The following is a 16,231-nucleotide window of genomic DNA, read 5'->3' as shown; positions in this document are numbered from 1 at the left end:
TGTTCGTTTCAGCGGGAGATCATTAGCATTCGGGCATGCTGACCGCCGCGCTCGCGTTCGCGGGTGTCGCCCTGATCATCAACGTGACCCCGGGGCTGGACACGCTGCTCGTCCTGCGGACTTCGATCGTCCAGGGGCGGGGTGGCGGGTTCGTCGCCGCTCTCGGCGTTCTCACCGGCTGCGGGGTCTGGGCCCTGGCCGCCGCTGTCGGCCTGACCGCGCTGCTCACCGCCTCCCACCTGGCCTACGACACCGTACGGATCTGCGGTGCCGTCTATCTCGCGTGGATGGGCGCGTCGATCCTGTGGCACGCCCGGCGACGTGAACCGGAAGGGGACAGCGGCGACGCTTCGGCCGCCGAATGGCCGGGCGGGTCCACTCCGCGCGGATGGTTCGCGGCCTTCCGCGCCGGAATGGGGACCAACCTCCTCAACCCCAAGGCCGGCGTCTTCTACATGAGCCTGGTGCCGCAGTTCATGCCCCGCTACGCGCCGGTGTTCGGCACCACGATGCTCTTCTCGGCGATCGACGTCGCCGAACTCGCGATCTGGTACTGGGTGGTATCCGGGGCGGCCGCCGCGTTGGGCGAGCGGATCCGGCGGCCGTCGTTCCGGCGACGGATGGAGCAGGTCAGCGGGATCGCCTTTCTCGGCTTCGCGGTCGACCTTCTGGCCGAGGACCGCTGACGTCCCGACGTCAGGCGAGGGGCGGCGACACGTCGTCGTCCGGCGCCGGACCGGCGGCGGGCAGGTCGGCGAGGGTGCTGAGGACGGGCGCCGCGGTGATCACGAGCCGGGCGTCGTCCTTGGGGAGCGTCGACATCAGCTCGGCGAGGACCTCGGCCTCGCTGTGCGCGAACGACCGCAGGATGTCCAGGCCAGCCGCGGTGGCGGCCACACGGGTCGCGCGGCCGTCGGTGGGGTCGGCCTCGCGGTCGACGAACCCGGCCGACAGCAGGCCCGCCACCGCGGTGGTGGCGGTCGGCTGGGAGCAGGGCACGCGCCGGGCGAGTTCGCCGATGCGCAGCGGGCCGTACTGGTTGAGCAGGGCGAGGACGATGAGCTGCGTCGGGTGCACCGTGCCGTTGTGACCAGTACGGCGAAGGCGCCGCATGAGGCGATGCATCGCGATCACGACGTCCAGCGCCTCGTCGGCGCTCACCGTCCTCGCAGTCATGCTCAGGATAGTTTCAGCGTCGGTTTGTACATGTCCAGCCACAGGGCCAGGTCAAGCGTGCGTTCGAGACCGTGCCGAGACGCCTGCGTGATCTGTGGCGTGTCGATCTCGACCGTGTGGGCGAGCCAGTCGCGGCTGACGAGTTCGAACACCGGGTGGCCCGGTGTCGAGAGGTACTCCCGCGCGTTGTCCTGCAGCTTCACCGCGTACTTGGGGTCCTGGGTGGACGGGTAGGGCGACTTGACCCGCTCCGCCACCGACTGCGGCAGCACGTCGCGGGAGGCGCCGCGCAGCAGCGACTTCTCCCGGCCGTCGTAGGTCTTGAGGGACCACGGCGTGTTGTACACGTACTCCACCAGGCGGTGGTCGCAGAACGGCACGCGGACCTCGAGGCCGACCGCCATCGAGGCGCGGTCCTTGCGGTCGAGCAGGATTCGCACGAAGTGCGTCAGGTGCAGATAGCAGACCTTGCGCATCCGCCATTCGAAGTCGCTCTCGCCGTCGAGGCGCTCGATCTTGGCGATGGACGTGTCGTAGGCGTTCTGGATGTAACGCGGCAGGTCCATGGCCTTGGACAGGTCAGGCGAGAGAATGCCGCCGTCGTCGCCGAAGTGACTGGCGAACCGCACCAGCCAGGGGAACGTGGTGGCGCGCTGGGCCTCCGGGTCGAAGAACTGCTGGTAGCCGCCGAACACCTCGTCGGCCGACTCACCGGACAGCGCCACCGTCGAGTGCTCGCGGATGGCCTTGAACAGCAGGTACAGCGAGGCGTCCATGTCGCCCAGGCCGGCCGGGATGTCGCGGGCCCGGATGACCTTGGAGCGCACCTCCGGGTCGGCGAGCTGGTCGGAGTTCAGGACGATGTCCTGGTGATCGGTGCGGGACAGCGCCGCGACGTCGTGCACGTACGGCGTGTCCGGCGTGGCGCGCAGGTCGTCGGGGACGAAGTTCTCGGTCTGGCCGACGAAGTCCACGGCGAAGCTGCGGACGGTCTCACCGACCTCGGCGAGCTGCCGGGCGGCGATCGCCGTCATCGCGGACGAGTCGAGTCCGCCGGACAGGAGGGTGCACCGCGGCACGTCGGAGACGAGCTGACGGCGCACGATGTCCTCGAGCAGCTCCCGTACGTGCGCGACCGAGGCGGCCTGGTCGTCGGTGTGCTCGCGGGTGCGCAGCGTCCAGTAGCGGGTGGTGCGCAGGCCGTTCGAGTCGACGGTGACGATGGTGCCCGGCTCGACCTCGCGCATGCCCTCCCAGATCGCGTGGCCGGGCGTCTTGACGAACGCGAACAGCTCGTGGAGGCCGTCGAGCGTCAGGGTGCGCTCGGCGAGCGGGTTGGCCAGGATCGCCTTGGGCTCGGAGCCGAACAGCACGCCGTCGGCGGTCTCGTAGTAGTAGAACGGCTTGATGCCCATGCGGTCGCGGACCATGACGAGGCGGTTCTCGCGGGAGTCCCAGATCGCGAAGGCGTACATGCCGTTGAGCCGCTCGGCGAACGCGTCACCCCATTCGAGGTACGAGCGGAGCACGACCTCGGTGTCGGAGTCGGTGCGGAACCGGTGCCCGCGGCCGATGAGCTCGTCACGGAGCTCGGTGAAGTTGTAGGCCTCGCCGGAGTACACCATCACGACCGGGCCGTTCGGGGTGTCGACGCTCATCGGCTGCCGGCCGCCCGGCAGGTCGATGATGGCCAGTCGACGGTGCCCGAGAGCGGCGTGATCCGTGATCCAGGTTCCGCGGTCGTCCGGGCCACGGCAGGCCATGGTCTCGGTCATCGCGTCGACGGTGGCCGGTTCGGCGCGTAGGTCGCGCTCGAACGACACCCACCCGGTGATTCCACACATACAACCCTCCAACCGGCAGTTGTTCTCATACGGCGCGTAGCTCGCTGATCACCTTCCGCCACTTGTATTAACGAACTATATAAATTTCATGTTACATGATCCTCACAAGCAGAGTCACGTCGAGTGAGGTCGCTGGTGAAGGCGTGGCTCGTTGAGCGGAGATCGACCAGAAAACGCATCGAGGATTTCGGGGGGGATGGGGCGGATGTTGCGGATCGCGACGCCGGGGACTGTGCGCCGGGCCGCGATCGGCGGCGCGGACCGGCGTGCCGGGCCTCGTGTGGCCTTCGGTCGGGCCGGGCCGGTTCACCCTTGCTCATCCATGAGTGGCCGGGGACGTCGATCCGCCGGGCGGGGTCGTAGAGGTGCTGCATGGAGGCGTTGGTGTCGACCTCGCTCGTGGGTGGCGGCGACGTGTTGCGCCCGCCTGGGGACCGTTCGTCCGAGGGGCCCTTGACGCCGGTGCGCCGCGGAGGGGAGGCCACCCGGTACGGCGCCGGTCCGTCGTCGGCGCCGACCGCGCGGACCGGGCGCCGGTCGCATCGCCGCGGCGGCTTCGGCTCCTGGCGGGTCGCCGGCCTTCTCCTGGATGTGATTGACCGACTCGTGCGCGACGCGGTGCGCCTGCCGTCCCTCGCCGTACGGTGGGGCCGCGGAGTCGGGGGCCTCGGCGAACGTGCGCTGAGTCTTCGTGCCGGGCGGCTCGCTCCGCCCGACGGTGCCCTTCTCGGTCGTCTTGGGCACGTCCCCACCCCCGCCCGTCCTGGGTTCTCTCCGCAGGGCGTACCCAGACAATCGCGCTGTCACCGGCATATTCAGGACATACGACGCGATGAGCCTCAGGATCGTCGTCCCATGTGTCACTTCGGCATTCGCCGTTTCGGCCCGGCGGGGAGGGTACGTCTTCCGGGCCGATGACCGCCTCGACCGTGGGGAGTGCTCGTGAAGGTATCGCTCGTGTTGTGCCTGCCCAGAGACGCCGAAACCGTCCGTGTCACCCGGGAGGTCCTCGACGCCTCCCTGGCCGCGTTGAAGGTGTCGAGCGACATTCGTGACGACATCACGCTGGCCCTGGGGGAGGCGTGTGCCAACGTCATCCAGCACGCGGACGAGGGCGACGAGTACGAGGTCCGGGTCCAGGTGATGAGCTCGCGTTGCGTGGTGGAGGTCGTCGACACCGGCCGCGGGTTCGACTCGGCGCTGTTGAACCAGGTCCATGCCGACCAGGTGGCCACCGCCGAACACGGGCGGGGGCTGCAGATCATCGCCGCCCTGGCGGAGAACCTGCAGATCGAGAGCCGTCCCCTCCAGGGCGCGATGATCCGGTTCGAGAAGCATCTCCAGGCGGAGTCACTCGCGGGGGCGTCGCGCTCCGGCGGAGCGGACTCCCGGGCGGCGCGCTGAGCCGCCGGCGGGGCCACCGCGACGCCGTGCGTCCGTCTCGCCCGGATGGCCCATCGTCAGCGTGAGGGAACGGGCGACGAGCGCGCCGCCCATGATCGCGGTCAGCGCGGTGGCCGCCGTTGCGCGTCCGGGGTCTCCGGCTCGTGAGCGCAGCGGTCCGCCAGGCGGACCGCGAGGAGAAGTGGGCCGGCGCGCGGCCGAGCGGTCCGGCGACGACGGCCACCCCCGCGCTCGAGGGCGAACGGGTCGCGTCCGGACGGCGGCGCGGCGATCAGCGCGACGCCGCACGCGCCCACGTGAGGACGCCGACCGGGTCCGGCCGGCGACGTCACGCGAACCCGACGAGCGCACCGGCGACGGAAACGGGCATCGTGATCGCCAGGGCGTGGACGTCACGGGGGAGTCGGGGCGGCGGAGCAGGTGGACATGCAGCGGCACCGCGTAGGCATCGTGATCGCCAGGGCGTGGACGTCACTGGGGAGCCGGGGCGGCGGAGCAGGTAGACCGGCAGCGGCACCGCGCCGTTGATCGCCAGGCTCGTCGCGTACCGTCGGCCGCGCCTCACCCCTCGGGCCTCTTCAGTGTGGGTATCGGGGTACCGCACTTCGCCTCCTCCCCGCGTCCGTCGCCGGCCGGATGGCCTCCCCCTCCGATACCGAGATGTCGCGGCCTCATGGCGGAGGCGCGATCCGGAGCCGACGGCCGGACCGCACGAGGACTTCAACCGCGTCGAACCGGGGACCGGCCGACGCGTGCTCGCCCGGAGACCCTGGTGCCGCGGGGCGCCATCGTTCCCGTGGCCTGCCTCACGACGAACTCGTGAGGGAGATCGGCGACGCTTTCGCTCGGCCGTCTGATGATCGGCTGGCAGGCCAGGTCAGGCCGAGTCACCCAGAGCCGGGCGGTGTTCGGCGTACACTCACCTGCGGTAGCCGAACGACTACTTTGTGGACTGCAAATGGGAATTCGCATTACGGCACAACCGGTGGGCGAGATTCGGCCGGGTGATCATGCTGCGTTCCCTTTCGCGACGCCGGCGGAGCAGGCGCAGGTCATCGGGCCCTTCCTCAAGGACGGCCTGGCCGCCCGCCAGAAGGTCATCTACGTCGGGGAGGCGGGTCACCGCCGGCTTCCCGGGCTCGGCGGCCGTCCCGACGCCGACCGCTTCGTCCGTACGGGACAGTTACGGGTCATCCCTAGCGGCGCGGTCTGTCTGCCCCAGGGACATCTCGACCCGGACCGGATGCTCGCGGTGATCGGCCGGGAGATCACCGAGGCCGCCGAGCAGGGCTATCCCGCCGTCCGGCTCACCGCCGACATGAGCTGGGCGCTCCGCCAGTCCGGCGCGTACCCGCTGATGCTCGCCTGCGAGGCCCGGTTCGCCGAGGCGGTCGCGGCCGAGCCCGCCGTGATGGCGATCTGCCAGCTCGACCGCAGCCGTTGTTCCGCCGACCAGCTCAGGGCGCTGACCGGCACGCACCGGCTGCGGGTGACCGCGAACCCCGAGTTCGACGACGGCGTCCTCCGCATCACCCGCAGCCACGCCCCCGACGGCCTGCGGCTCGCCGGCGAACTCGACACCGCGCGCCAGGCGCCGTTGCTGACCGCGCTCACCTCGGTCGGCCGCGCCACCACCGACACGCACCTGGACTTCGCGGAGGTGCGCTTCCTCGACCTGGGCATCCTCAGCCTCCTGGTCACCTATGCCCTGCGCATCTCACCCGGCCGGCGGTTGATCCTGGACGACCTTCCGCCCGACGTGGCGGGCCTGATCCAGACTCTCGGCTGGCGCCACCTCCCCGGTCTCGCCCGCGGACGCTCCCGGCCGTCCTGACCGCCCGCCTCGGCGGGGAGCGGTCCGGGGCCGCTCTCGCTTAGGGCCTGTCCCCAAGCCCCGCTGTCCTGCTGTGCGGCGCCCGGGCGACGCCTCGCCGCGTCGTCGCCCCCACCCCACGAACTCGCGACGCGCCGCCTGGACACCGCTCGCCACGGGCGGGGACTTCGAGACAGGCCCAGCGGCGGCAGGGCGTTGACCAGGTACGTTGGTCGCGTGGTCTCTCGTCTCCCGGCGGGTGGGTGGGTGTCCGCTCTGAGCGCTCCGGCCGCCGATCTCCGGCCGCCGGGGGCCGGTCGGCGTGGCCGGGACCGGGAGTGGCGGGTGCTGACCCGTGCGCTGTGCGCGGCCGAGGGCGGCCGCGGCGGCGTGGTGCTGGTCGACGGCCAGTCGGGCATGGGCAAGACCCGCCTGCTCGCCGAGGCGGCCGAGGCCGCGGCGGACCGGGGCTTCACCATCGCCCGGGGCGGGGTGGAGGAGCCGGGGCGGCTGGAGCCGCTCGCGCCGCTGACCGCGGCTCTGGGGGAGTCCACCCAGACGCTGCTGGCCTCGGTGGCGAACGTCCGCGGGGACGCGGCGGACCTGCGGCTGTGGCTGGTGCAGGAGCTGCAGGCGCGGCTGGAGCGGCGCGCCGCCCACGGCCCGCTCCTGGTGACGCTCGACGACCTGCACTGGGCCGACCCGACGACCCTGCTGGCGCTGCGCACGCTGATCCCGGAACTGGCCTCCTACCCGCTGGTGTGGATCCTGTCCCGGACGACCGGCAGCGGCGACGCGGGCGTGGACCGGCTCTATGAGGTCCTCGAGCGCGAGGGCGCCACGCGGATGAGGCTGGCGGCCCTCGACGACCGGGCGGTGGCCGCGGTCGTCGCCGACGTGCTCGGCGCGACGCCCGACGCCGAAGTGCTGGAGCTGGCCGCCGGCGCGGGCGGCAACCCGTTCATCCTCGTCGAGCTGCTCGGCGGCCTCCTCGACGAGAGCGCGGTGGAGATCGGCGACGGTCGCGCACGCCTGGTCTCCCGGCGGCTGCCGCTCCGGGTGCAGGAGACGGCGCGACGCCGGCTGGGCCGGCTGTCCGCGCACTGCCGCCGTGTCCTGCAGGTGGCGGCGGTGCTCGGCCGCTCGTTCGACGTGAACGACCTCGCCGACATGCTCGGCGAACTGCCCAGCCGGCTGCTGCCCGCGGTGGAGGAGGCGGAGGCGACGGGAGTCGTGGTGCCGGACGGGGACCTGCTGGCCTTCCGGCACGATCTGCTGTGGCGGGCGATGATCGAGAGCATGCCGGAGTCCGCGCGGCGGGCCCTGCACAGGCAGGCCGCCGGCATGCTGCTCGAGCGGGGCGGATCATCCATCCGCGCCGCCGCGCACCTGCTGTGGTCCGCCCGGCCGGGCGATCCCGAGGCCGTGGCCGGACTCGACCGGGCGGTACGCGAGGTCCTGCCGTCGTCCCCGCAGACCGCGGCCGACCTCGCCGTACGCGCCCTCGAACTCACCGGGCCCTCCGACGCCGGCCGGTTCGACCGTACGGTGACGGCCGTCTACGCGCTGAGCAACGCGGGGCGGCTGGCCGACGCGATCGGCCTCGCACGTGCCGCGCTGGACCGGGCCACGCGGCCGCGGCAGGCCGCCCAGTTGCGGTACGAACTGGCGTACACGCTCCTGCTCGCCGGGCGGGCCGCCGAGGCGGTGACGGAGGCGGAGCGGGTGCTGGAGCAGCGGGGGTTGCCGGACGAGCTGCGCGGCGTCGCCGAACAGGTGCTGTTCCGCGGCATGTTCGCCAACCACGACCGGCGGGGACACGAGCGGGCGGAGGCGGTGGTGGCCGCCGGCGAACGCCACGGCCCGACCGCCCTGGTCGGCGCGCACATGCTCCTCAGCAGCGACACATGGGCCGAAGGGCGGTGCGCCGAGGCGATCGGGCACGTCCGCGAGGCCACTCGCATCGCGGCCGACGGGCCGATCAAGGCTCGGCACGCCCACCCGCGCCTGCACCTGATCAGCCTCCTCACCGACACCCGCCAGATCGAGGAGGCCGAGAACGCCCTGCGGACCGCCGACGAGGAGATCACGGCACTCGGCCACACGACCTACGACCCGTGCCCCGCGATCTTCCGAGGCCGGCTGCGTCTCGCGCAGAGCCGCCTCGATGACGCCGCCACCGAGGCCCAAGCGGGACTCGGCCGGGCCGAGGAGGTGGGCGCGCACGCGTTCGACCTGCTGGGGTTCGCGGTGCTCGCCCTCGTCGCCGTGCTCCGCGGCGACATCGACGCCGCCGTGCGGAGCGTCGAACGGTACGAGTCCTCGCACCGGCGGGGCCGAGGCGCGACGTACGGGATGCGCTGGGGCGACTGGGCCGTGACCCGGGTCGTCGACGCCCAGGCCGGCGCGACACGGGCGATGGAGGAGTTCCACTCGCGGTTCCTGGGCACCCTCGAACACCGCCGGCTGCTCATGACCGAGCCGAACGCCGCCGCCTGGCTGACCCGTACCGCCCTCGCGGCCGGCGAACGGCCGGTCGGCGAGGCCCTCACCGCGATGGCCGAGACCCTCGCCCGTGGCAACCCCGGCTTCCGGACCTACGCCGCGTCCGCCGCCCACGCGCGGGGGATCCTCGACGAGGACCCCGAGGCCCTGGCGCGGGCCGCCGCCACGTACCTCGAACCCTGGAGCCGCGCCTCGGCGGCGGAGGACCTGGGCGTCCTGCGCGCCCGTACGCCCGGCGCGCACGAGGCGGCGATCCACCACCTGGACGAGGCGCTGACCGGCTACCGGCGGGTCGGCGCGGCACGGGACGCGGCCCGCGTCCGCGCCCGGCTGCGGGAGTTCGGGGTGCGGCGCCGCAACCACCAGGGAGAGCGCCCGGCCTCCGGCTGGGCCGCGCTCACCGACACCGAACGCGCCATCGCCGCGCTCGTCGCCGAGGGGCTGACCAACCCCCAGGTCGCCACGCGCATGTTCATCTCACCGCACACCGTGAAGTTCCACCTCGGCCAGGCCTTCCGCAAGCTCGGCATCGGCTCCCGCGTCGAGCTGGCCCGCCTCGTCGCCGAGCACGCCCCGGAGAGCGAACCGCCCGCCCCGGAGTGAGGGATCTCCCCTCATGACAGGTCCTCGGTGCCCTGTTGACGCGGGTCCGCCGCCTGGTGCGATGGTGGAGTGAACGCACATCGCCACAGGCCGGTGTCGAGGTGGTGATCGGGGGATGCCGGATTCCGTGGGTCGCCCCCTCCGGATCGGGGTGCTCGGCTCCTACGGGGGCCTGAACCTCGGCGACGAGGCCATCCTCACCTGTGTGCTGACCGGCCTCCGGCAGATCCGCCCGACGGCGGAACTGATCATTTTCAGCCGTCACCCGGAGGACAGCCGGCAGCGTTTCGGTCTGACCGCGGTGCCCTACACCGGGGTGTCGCAGAGCCGGCTGATCGAGGCGGAGACCGGCCTTGACCTGCTGGTCCTCGGAGGAGGCGGCGTACTGCACGACGGCCAGGCGAGTGCGGTCACGCGACCGGTACGGCTGGCGCAGGAACTCGGCGTCCCGACCTTCGGCTACGCGATCGGCGCGGGGCCGTTGACCGACCGGGCGGAGATCCGCCTCGTCCGCGAGGCCGTGGAGAACCTCACCGACCTGACGGTACGGGACCACGAATCGGTCCTGGTGCTGGAGAACGCCGGGGTCGGGCGGCCGCTCTCGGTGACCGCCGACGCCGCGGTCCTGCTGGAGCCGGAGGAGTTCACCGATGAGATGCTGCTGCGTGAGGGCATCGACAGCCACGACCGCCTGGTCGGCATGTCGGTGCGCGAGCCCGGCCGGGCGGCCGACCACCTCGACGAGGCCAGCTACCACGAGCTGCTCGCGACCGCCGCGGACTTCATGACCTGCCGGCTCCAGGCCCAGACGGTGTTCGTGCCGATGGAACGGGGCGACATCGCCCACGCCCACGCGGTGCTGTCGGCGATGAACGCCCCCGAGACCGCGCGGATCCTCAACCGCGCGTACCGGCCCGCGCAGATCGCCGGGCTGATGCGTCACCTGGACTTCGCGGTGGGCATGCGCCTGCACTTCGTGATGTTCGCCGCCCGCGCCGGGGTGCCGGTCCTGCCGCTGCCCTACGCCGGCAAGGTCTTCGACTTCGCGCAGGTGGTCGGCGCGCCCGCGCTGACCGGCGTCGCGAGGAGGGAGACCGGGCCTCTCCTGGCGGAACTCGACCGGCTGTGGGACGACCGCGACGCCTGCACCCGGCGCCTGCGGCAGAGGTTCACGGTGCTGCGCGAGCGCGCGCTGCAGAACCTCGAACGCTGCCGCGCCGTGATCGACGGCCTGGAGACTCCGGCCTCCGTGCCGGTCGACATGGACGCGAACCTGGGAGCGGACGCCGGGCCGGCTCATCCGCGACGTTCGTGACCACGGCGTGTCCGGACGCGCCGGGAAGGTCCGCGGGCACGTCCGGGCGTCACGCCGGTGCGCGCCCGTACGCGGCGTCGAGGGCGCGTCCCACGCGCCGCCGTACCGGGTCGGCGGCGAACGCGGCCGCCAGCGCGTCGCGGTTCACCGCGTGGAAGTCGGCGAGCGTCCAGCCGAACAGGTCGCGCAGCCGTTCGTACTCCTGGGTCAGCCGCACGTTCGTCACCCCGCGGGTGTCGGTGCTGATGCCGAGGCGCACCCCGGCGCGGCGCAGGCGGTCGACGGGGTGCGCCTCGGGGGCGGGTACGACCGCCGTCTGCACGTTGCTCGCCGGACAGACCTCCAGGTGGACGCCCTCGTTCCGCAACCGGTCGAGGAGCGCCGGGTCCTCGGCCGCGCGCACGCCGTGCCCGATGCGGCGGGTGCCCGTCCGGTCGAGGGCCTCCCGTACGCTCTCCGGGCCGCCGGCCTCGCCGGCGTGGACGGTCACGCCGAGCCCGGCCTCCCGTACGAGGTCGAACGCGGGCAGGTGCGGGTCGAGAGGGTGGGCGATCTCGTCGCCGGCGATGTCCAGCGCCACCACCGGGCCCGTACGGGAGTGCCGTTCGACCAGGCGGGCGGTGGCCAGGCTCTGGCCGGCGTCGTGGTCGCGCAGGGTGCACAGGATCAGGCCGGCGTCGATCCCGGTGGCCTCGCTCTGGCGCGCCGTCTCCTCGGCGACGCACTCGACGACCCGGTCCGCCGACAGTCCGTCCCCCAGGTGCACGAGGGGCGCGAACCGGAGCTCGGCGTAGACCACGCCGTCGGCCGCCATCTGCGCGAACACGTCCTGAACCGCGATCCGCAGCGCCCGCTCGGTCTGCAGCATGGCCCGGTAGTTCAGCGTGTACTTCAGGAAGTCGGCGAGCGAGGCGCACCGGGGCGGCCCGGCGAACAGCGCCTCGTAGCGTTCGCGGGTGACGCCGGGGTCGATGCGGCGTACGGCGTCATGGCTCAGGCAGCAGTCGAGGTGGCTGTGCAGCTCGACCTTGGGCAGCGCGGTCAGGTCTCCGGAGTCCTCGGCGATCACGCGTGCCACGGTAGTCATACGTACTACTTGCGCGCCATCCGTTTTTTCGCACCGGAGGATCAGGCTCCGTCCCCGGTCTGGTCGGGGACCACCGGCGCCTGGCCCATCCGGACGCTGAACACGAACGCGCCCGTGAGCGCGAGCAGCAGTGCGATGATCCCGGCCACGGTGGCGGCGCGGGCGACGGCTCGCGACTCGGGCGGGGGAGCGAGCCGCAGTTCGAGCCGGGCGAGCACGATCGCCAGCACCCCGACCGGCAGCACCGCGAACCACAGCGAGCCGATCACGTAGGTGACGGTGCGCCCGACGATGTCCAGGCCGAGCCACGCCGTGCGGTACAGCCGTAACGGCGCGGACCGGATGAGGAAGAGCCAGGCCGCCCACGTGGCCGCCGCCAGCACGAGCCCGACCACGCTCAGGGTGATCGACGCGATCGCCAGCCCGTCGTACTTCGCCGCCCGGGTGTCCCGTGCGTCATCGGTCGTCTCGGTGTCCGCCAATGTGTCCTCCCGTTTCGCGCAGCATCGCGCGGAACCGGGCTCGGGGCCAGACCCAACGTGGGGCGCTCAGCGCTCCGGCGCGACCGGGGGGCGAAGACGGCTCAGTCCGGGATCGCGGGCCAGGGCCACCGCGAGGTCGCGGAACGCCCGGATCTCCGGCCGGAGATCGTCCCTCCGGCTGACCAGCGCGCTCGCCTCCCAGGGCGCGTCGACGACCGGGACGGCGCAGGTGCCGGGCGAACGGTAGTAGCGCCCGAGGGACTGCAGCGTGCCCGCGACGCCCCATCCCGCGGCGATGCTGGTCATCAGGTCCTGCGCGGAGGTCGCCTGGCCGACGCCCCAGTGAGCGTCCATGCCGTTGCGCGCCGCCGCGAAGCTTCCGTAGTCCGACAGCAGCCGGGGCGTGGTCTCGGGGAAGCGGACGAAGCGCAGGTCGAGGACGTCGTCGAGCCGTACGCCGTCCGCGTGGGCGAGGTCGCCCGCCGCCAGGGTGAGGAGGATGCGCGGCTCGACGGTGAGGGTGTCGGTGACCACGCGTTCGTCGTCGGGGGCCGGCCGCACGAAGGCGACGTCCACCCGGTGTTCGAGGACCGCCGACAGGAAGTCGGTGAAGCCGAGGCTCTCGACCGTGAGGCGGGTGCGCGGCTGCGCGCGGCAGAAGGCGCGCAGGATGGCGGGGGTCAGCTCCGCGGCGCCGGGGGTCATCACGCCCACGCGGATCACGGCGTCGCGGGCGCCGTGCAGGTCCTTGACGGCGGCGGACGCGGCGTTCGCGGCGGTCACCATGGCCTGGGCATGGGGCAGGAACCGTGCGCCGGCCTCGGTCAGCGACACCGGCGAGCGGTGCAGGAGCGGCACTCCCAGCTCGCGTTCGAGCCGGCGGACATGCCCGGTCACCGCGGGCGGGGACAGGAACAGCCTGCTCGCCGCCCGTGCGAACTGTCCCTCCTCCACCACCGCGAGAAAGGACTCGACATGCCGGAGCTGCATACCGCCACGCTATGTTATCGACGCAGGTCAGCGCCGACCGCCGGCCGCGAATCACAGCGAGGTCCGGCGGGGCGTTAGATCCGGCTCTCATCGGGGATCGAGGCGTCGTGGCGGACGCTGCCGGACGGGATCAGGAGGGCCGTCGTGGACTTCGATGACGATGCACAGCTCGACGCGTCACAGGTCGAGGACTCGCGCGGAATGCCGATCGGGGGGATGGCCTTCGGCGGTGGGGCGGTCGGCCTGATCGCGCTCGTCGCCGCGCTGGTCTTCGGGCTGAACCCCGGGCACATCATCGGCGGGGGAGGAGGCGCGCCGCCCGCCGGGAGCGGGAACCTGTCGTCGAAGTGCCGTACGGGCGCCGACGCCGACCAGTCCGAGGACTGCCGCATCGTCGGCGTGGTCAACAGCGTCCAGGCGTACTGGAAGCAGGAGTTCGCCGACAGTGGCCATGACTACACGATCGCCCGCACCCGGCTGTTCAGCGGCTCGACCAGCACGGCCTGCGGGGCGGCGACCGCGGAGGTCGGCCCGTTCTACTGTCCGGGCGACAAGCGCGTCTACCTCGACCTGGGCTTCTTCCAGGAGCTGCACGACAAGTTCGGCGCCAAGGGCGGCCCGTTCGCCCAGGCGTACGTGGTCGCGCACGAGTACGGCCATCACGTGCAGGACGTCCTCGGCACCATGCGCCAGGTCGGCGACAGCCGTCAGGGGGCCACGAGCGGCTCGGTCCGCCTGGAGCTGCAGGCCGACTGCTACGCGGGTGTCTGGGCGAAACACGGGGTGCAGACCGGTTTCTTCAGCAAGCCGTTCACCGGTGCCGACATCACGGACGCCCTGGACGCGGCGGGCGCGGTCGGCGACGACCGCATCCAGGAGCGAGCCCGGGGCCGCGTCGACCCGGAGACCTTCACGCACGGCACCGCGGCGCAGCGGCGGCACTGGTTCTCCACCGGCTACGACACGGGCTCGCCGTCCCGCTGCGACACCTTCTCCGGCTCCATCTGAGCCCGCCCGCGCGGGTTGGCCGAGGTAACTGTTAAGAACCTTGACAGATAGGTCGCGCGGTCTGACGATGGTGCGCACGCGGATCCGCATCCCTGCTCGCCCGTGACGTCCTCACCCGGCCGAGGCCGGGAGTCCGCCGTGCCCGCCTGCCCCAGGGCGGGCACGGCCGTCGCCCTCCAGGAGCCCCCATGCGACCACGTACGCCCCTGCGTGCCCTCCTCGCCACCACCGCGCTGATCCTGTCCGCGTTCGGCGTCGGCGCGGTCACCACGACCACCGCCGGCGCCGCGACCCTGCCCACCCACGTGTTCGCCCCCTACTTCGAGGCCTGGACCGGGGACGACCCCGCGACCCTGTCCCAGCAGTCCGGCGCCAGATACCTGACGATGGCGTTCATCCAGACCAGCGCCCAGGGGTCGTGCACGCCCTACTGGAACGGCGACACCGGCTCGCCGATCGCCTCCTCGTCCTTCGGCGCCTCGATCTCCTCGATCCAGTCCGCCGGCGGCGACGTCATCCCGTCCTTCGGCGGCTACACCGCCGACAACACCGGCACCGAGATCGCCGACAGCTGTACCGACGTCGGACAGATCGCCGCGGCGTACGAGAAGGTCATCACGACGTACGGGATCACGCGGATCGACCTCGACACCGAGGACAACTCGCTGACGAACAGCGCCGGCATCGACCGCCGCAACAAGGCGGTCAAGCAGGTGGAGGACTGGGCCGCCGCGAACGGCCGTACGGTGCAGTTCTCCTACACGCTGCCCACGACGACCGGCGGTCTGGCGGCGAGCGGGCTGAACGTGCTGCGGAACGCGGTGTCCAACAACGCGCGGATCGACGTCGTCAACATCATGACGTTCGACTACTACGACAACGCCTCGCACGAGATGGCGAACGACACCAAGACCGCCGCCACCGGCCTGCACGGTCAGCTCGCCACCCTCTACCCGGGCAAGAGCTCGGCGGAGCTGTGGAACATGATCGGCGTCACGGAGATGCCCGGCATCGACGACTTCGGCCCGGCCGAGACGTTCACCACCGCCGACGCCGCCCCGGTCGAGCAGTGGGCCGCGAGCACCGGGATCAACACACTGTCGTTCTGGGCCCTCCAGCGCGACAACGGCGGCTGCCCGGGCACCGGCGGCGCGGGTGACTGCTCGGGCATCGCGCAGGACACCTGGTTCTTCAGTCACACCTTCGAGCCGTTCACCGGCGGCGGCGGCACGCCCGCGAACGACTTCTCGATCGCGGCCGCGCCCTCCGCGGCGGCCGTCAGTCCCGGCGGCTCCACGTCCGCGACGATCAGCACGGCGGTCACGTCCGGGTCCGCCCAGTCGGTGGCGCTGACGGCGAGCGGCGCGCCCTCCGGGGTGACCGCCTCCCTCAGCCCCACCTCGGTGACCGCGGGCGGATCCGCCACGCTGAAGGTGACCACGACGTCGGCCGCCGCTCCCGGCAGCTATCCGATCACGGTCACCGGGAAGGCGGCCTCCGGCAGCCACAGCACCACCTTCACGCTCACCGTGAACGGCTCGGGCGGTGGCGGCGGAGCGCTGGTCAACGGTGGTTTCGAAGCGGGCCTGAGCCCGTGGACCTGCCAGCCGGGCGGGACCGTCGTGACCTCGCCGGCGCACTCGGGCGGTCACGCGTTGCAGATGGCGGCCACCTCGAGCCAGACCGGCGAGTGCGACCAGTCGCTCACGCTCCAGCCGAACCACGCCTACACGCTGACCGGCTGGGTCCAGGGGAACTACGCGTACGTCGGGGTCTCCGGTGACGCGACGGCGAGCACCTGGGCCTCGTCCAGCGGCTGGACCAAGCTGACCGTGCCGTTCACGACCGGCTCGACGGGCAAGGTCACGGTGTACGCCCACGGCTGGTACGCCCAGGGCTCGATCTACGCCGACGACTTCGCCGTGTCCTGACGCGCCGCCGCACGTGTGGTGGCCCCTCGCCGGGACACCACACGCCGGCTAGTGCGCTGACCACAAACGTTCA

12 protein-coding genes are annotated in these 16,231 nt (G+C 72.3%); 7 read left to right on the top strand and 5 right to left on the bottom strand.

All coding sequences use genetic code 11. The annotated features are described in order from the left end of the window. Positions 1-35 precede the first annotated feature (35 nt). Positions 36-686: a LysE family translocator gene (locus ACQEV1_RS28250; RefSeq protein ID WP_433397311.1), complete on the top strand. Its 651-nt coding sequence runs from the start codon at positions 36-38 to the stop codon at positions 684-686. A gap of 10 nt (positions 687-696) precedes the next feature. On the opposite strand, the gene ACQEV1_RS28245 is transcribed toward ACQEV1_RS28250, so the two are convergent. Both ACQEV1_RS28245 and asnB read right to left on the bottom strand, forming a co-directional pair. Continuing rightward, positions 697-1,176, bottom strand: coding sequence for a MarR family winged helix-turn-helix transcriptional regulator (locus ACQEV1_RS28245; RefSeq protein WP_433397309.1), 480 nt, complete (start codon positions 1,174-1,176; stop codon positions 697-699). Positions 1,177-1,178: 2 nt separating this feature from the next. Continuing rightward, positions 1,179-3,020, bottom strand: coding sequence for an asparagine synthase (glutamine-hydrolyzing) (gene asnB / locus ACQEV1_RS28240; RefSeq protein WP_433397307.1), 1,842 nt, complete (start codon positions 3,018-3,020; stop codon positions 1,179-1,181). Between the two features lie 942 nt (positions 3,021-3,962). Between asnB and ACQEV1_RS28235 the strand changes: the two genes are divergently transcribed. The 4 genes from ACQEV1_RS28235 to ACQEV1_RS28220 all read left to right on the top strand — a co-directional run bounded on the left by ACQEV1_RS28235 (position 3,963) and on the right by ACQEV1_RS28220 (position 10,660). Continuing rightward, positions 3,963-4,424, top strand: coding sequence for an ATP-binding protein (locus ACQEV1_RS28235; protein WP_433397305.1), 462 nt, complete (start codon positions 3,963-3,965; stop codon positions 4,422-4,424). A 985-nt stretch (positions 4,425-5,409) separates the two neighbouring features. Beyond that, complete coding sequence (locus tag ACQEV1_RS28230) at positions 5,410-6,258, top strand: MEDS domain-containing protein (protein ID WP_285634173.1); 849 nt, start codon at positions 5,410-5,412, stop codon at positions 6,256-6,258. Positions 6,259-6,504: 246 nt separating this feature from the next. Next, a complete protein-coding gene (locus ACQEV1_RS28225) occupies positions 6,505-9,345 on the top strand; it encodes a helix-turn-helix transcriptional regulator (RefSeq protein WP_433397302.1) in 2,841 nt (946 codons plus the stop codon). A gap of 127 nt (positions 9,346-9,472) precedes the next feature. Next, positions 9,473-10,660 carry a polysaccharide pyruvyl transferase family protein gene (locus ACQEV1_RS28220; RefSeq protein ID WP_433397300.1) on the top strand — a complete coding sequence of 396 codons (1,188 nt, stop codon included), beginning with the start codon at positions 9,473-9,475 and terminating at the stop codon, positions 10,658-10,660. A 49-nt stretch (positions 10,661-10,709) separates the two neighbouring features. On the opposite strand, the gene add is transcribed toward ACQEV1_RS28220, so the two are convergent. The 3 genes from add to ACQEV1_RS28205 all read right to left on the bottom strand — a co-directional run bounded on the left by add (position 10,710) and on the right by ACQEV1_RS28205 (position 13,219). Next, positions 10,710-11,729, bottom strand: a complete 1,020-nt coding sequence (gene add / locus ACQEV1_RS28215; protein WP_285634164.1) for an adenosine deaminase — start codon at positions 11,727-11,729, stop codon at positions 10,710-10,712. Between the two features lie 59 nt (positions 11,730-11,788). After that, positions 11,789-12,229, bottom strand: a complete 441-nt coding sequence (locus ACQEV1_RS28210; protein ID WP_433397298.1) for a hypothetical protein — start codon at positions 12,227-12,229, stop codon at positions 11,789-11,791. A 66-nt stretch (positions 12,230-12,295) separates the two neighbouring features. After that, complete coding sequence (locus ACQEV1_RS28205; RefSeq protein ID WP_433397296.1) at positions 12,296-13,219, bottom strand: LysR family transcriptional regulator; 924 nt, start codon at positions 13,217-13,219, stop codon at positions 12,296-12,298. Positions 13,220-13,363: 144 nt separating this feature from the next. Here ACQEV1_RS28205 and ypfJ point away from each other — a divergent pair, with 144 nt between their 5' ends. Together ypfJ and ACQEV1_RS28195 are read left to right on the top strand one after the other, a co-directional pair. Further along, a complete protein-coding gene (gene ypfJ / locus ACQEV1_RS28200; RefSeq protein WP_433397294.1) occupies positions 13,364-14,227 on the top strand; it encodes a KPN_02809 family neutral zinc metallopeptidase in 864 nt (287 codons plus the stop codon). Positions 14,228-14,415: 188 nt separating this feature from the next. After that, positions 14,416-16,158: a carbohydrate binding domain-containing protein gene (locus ACQEV1_RS28195; protein WP_433397292.1), complete on the top strand. Its 1,743-nt coding sequence runs from the start codon at positions 14,416-14,418 to the stop codon at positions 16,156-16,158. The last annotated feature ends 73 nt before the right edge of the window (positions 16,159-16,231 follow it).

This window comes from Actinoallomurus sp. CA-142502 (assembly GCF_050936355.1).
GTDB classification, from domain to species: domain Bacteria; phylum Actinomycetota; class Actinomycetes; order Streptosporangiales; family Streptosporangiaceae; genus Actinoallomurus; species Actinoallomurus iriomotensis.
Note: the sequence above shows the minus strand (reverse complement) of the source record. Positions and strands in the feature narration are given on the sequence as shown.

What these genes read in the sequence shown, in the direction of transcription:
- ACQEV1_RS28250 (WP_433397311.1), top strand. Translation starts at nt 36, where the DNA reads ATGCTGACCGCCGCGCTCGCGTTCGCGGGTGTCGCCCTGATCATCAAC.
- ACQEV1_RS28245 (WP_433397309.1), bottom strand. Translation starts at nt 1,176, where the DNA reads ATGACTGCGAGGACGGTGAGCGCCGACGAGGCGCTGGACGTCGTGATC.
- asnB (WP_433397307.1), bottom strand. Translation starts at nt 3,020, where the DNA reads ATGTGTGGAATCACCGGGTGGGTGTCGTTCGAGCGCGACCTACGCGCC.
- ACQEV1_RS28205 (WP_433397296.1), bottom strand. Translation starts at nt 13,219, where the DNA reads ATGCAGCTCCGGCATGTCGAGTCCTTTCTCGCGGTGGTGGAGGAGGGA.
- ACQEV1_RS28195 (WP_433397292.1), top strand. Translation starts at nt 14,416, where the DNA reads ATGCGACCACGTACGCCCCTGCGTGCCCTCCTCGCCACCACCGCGCTG.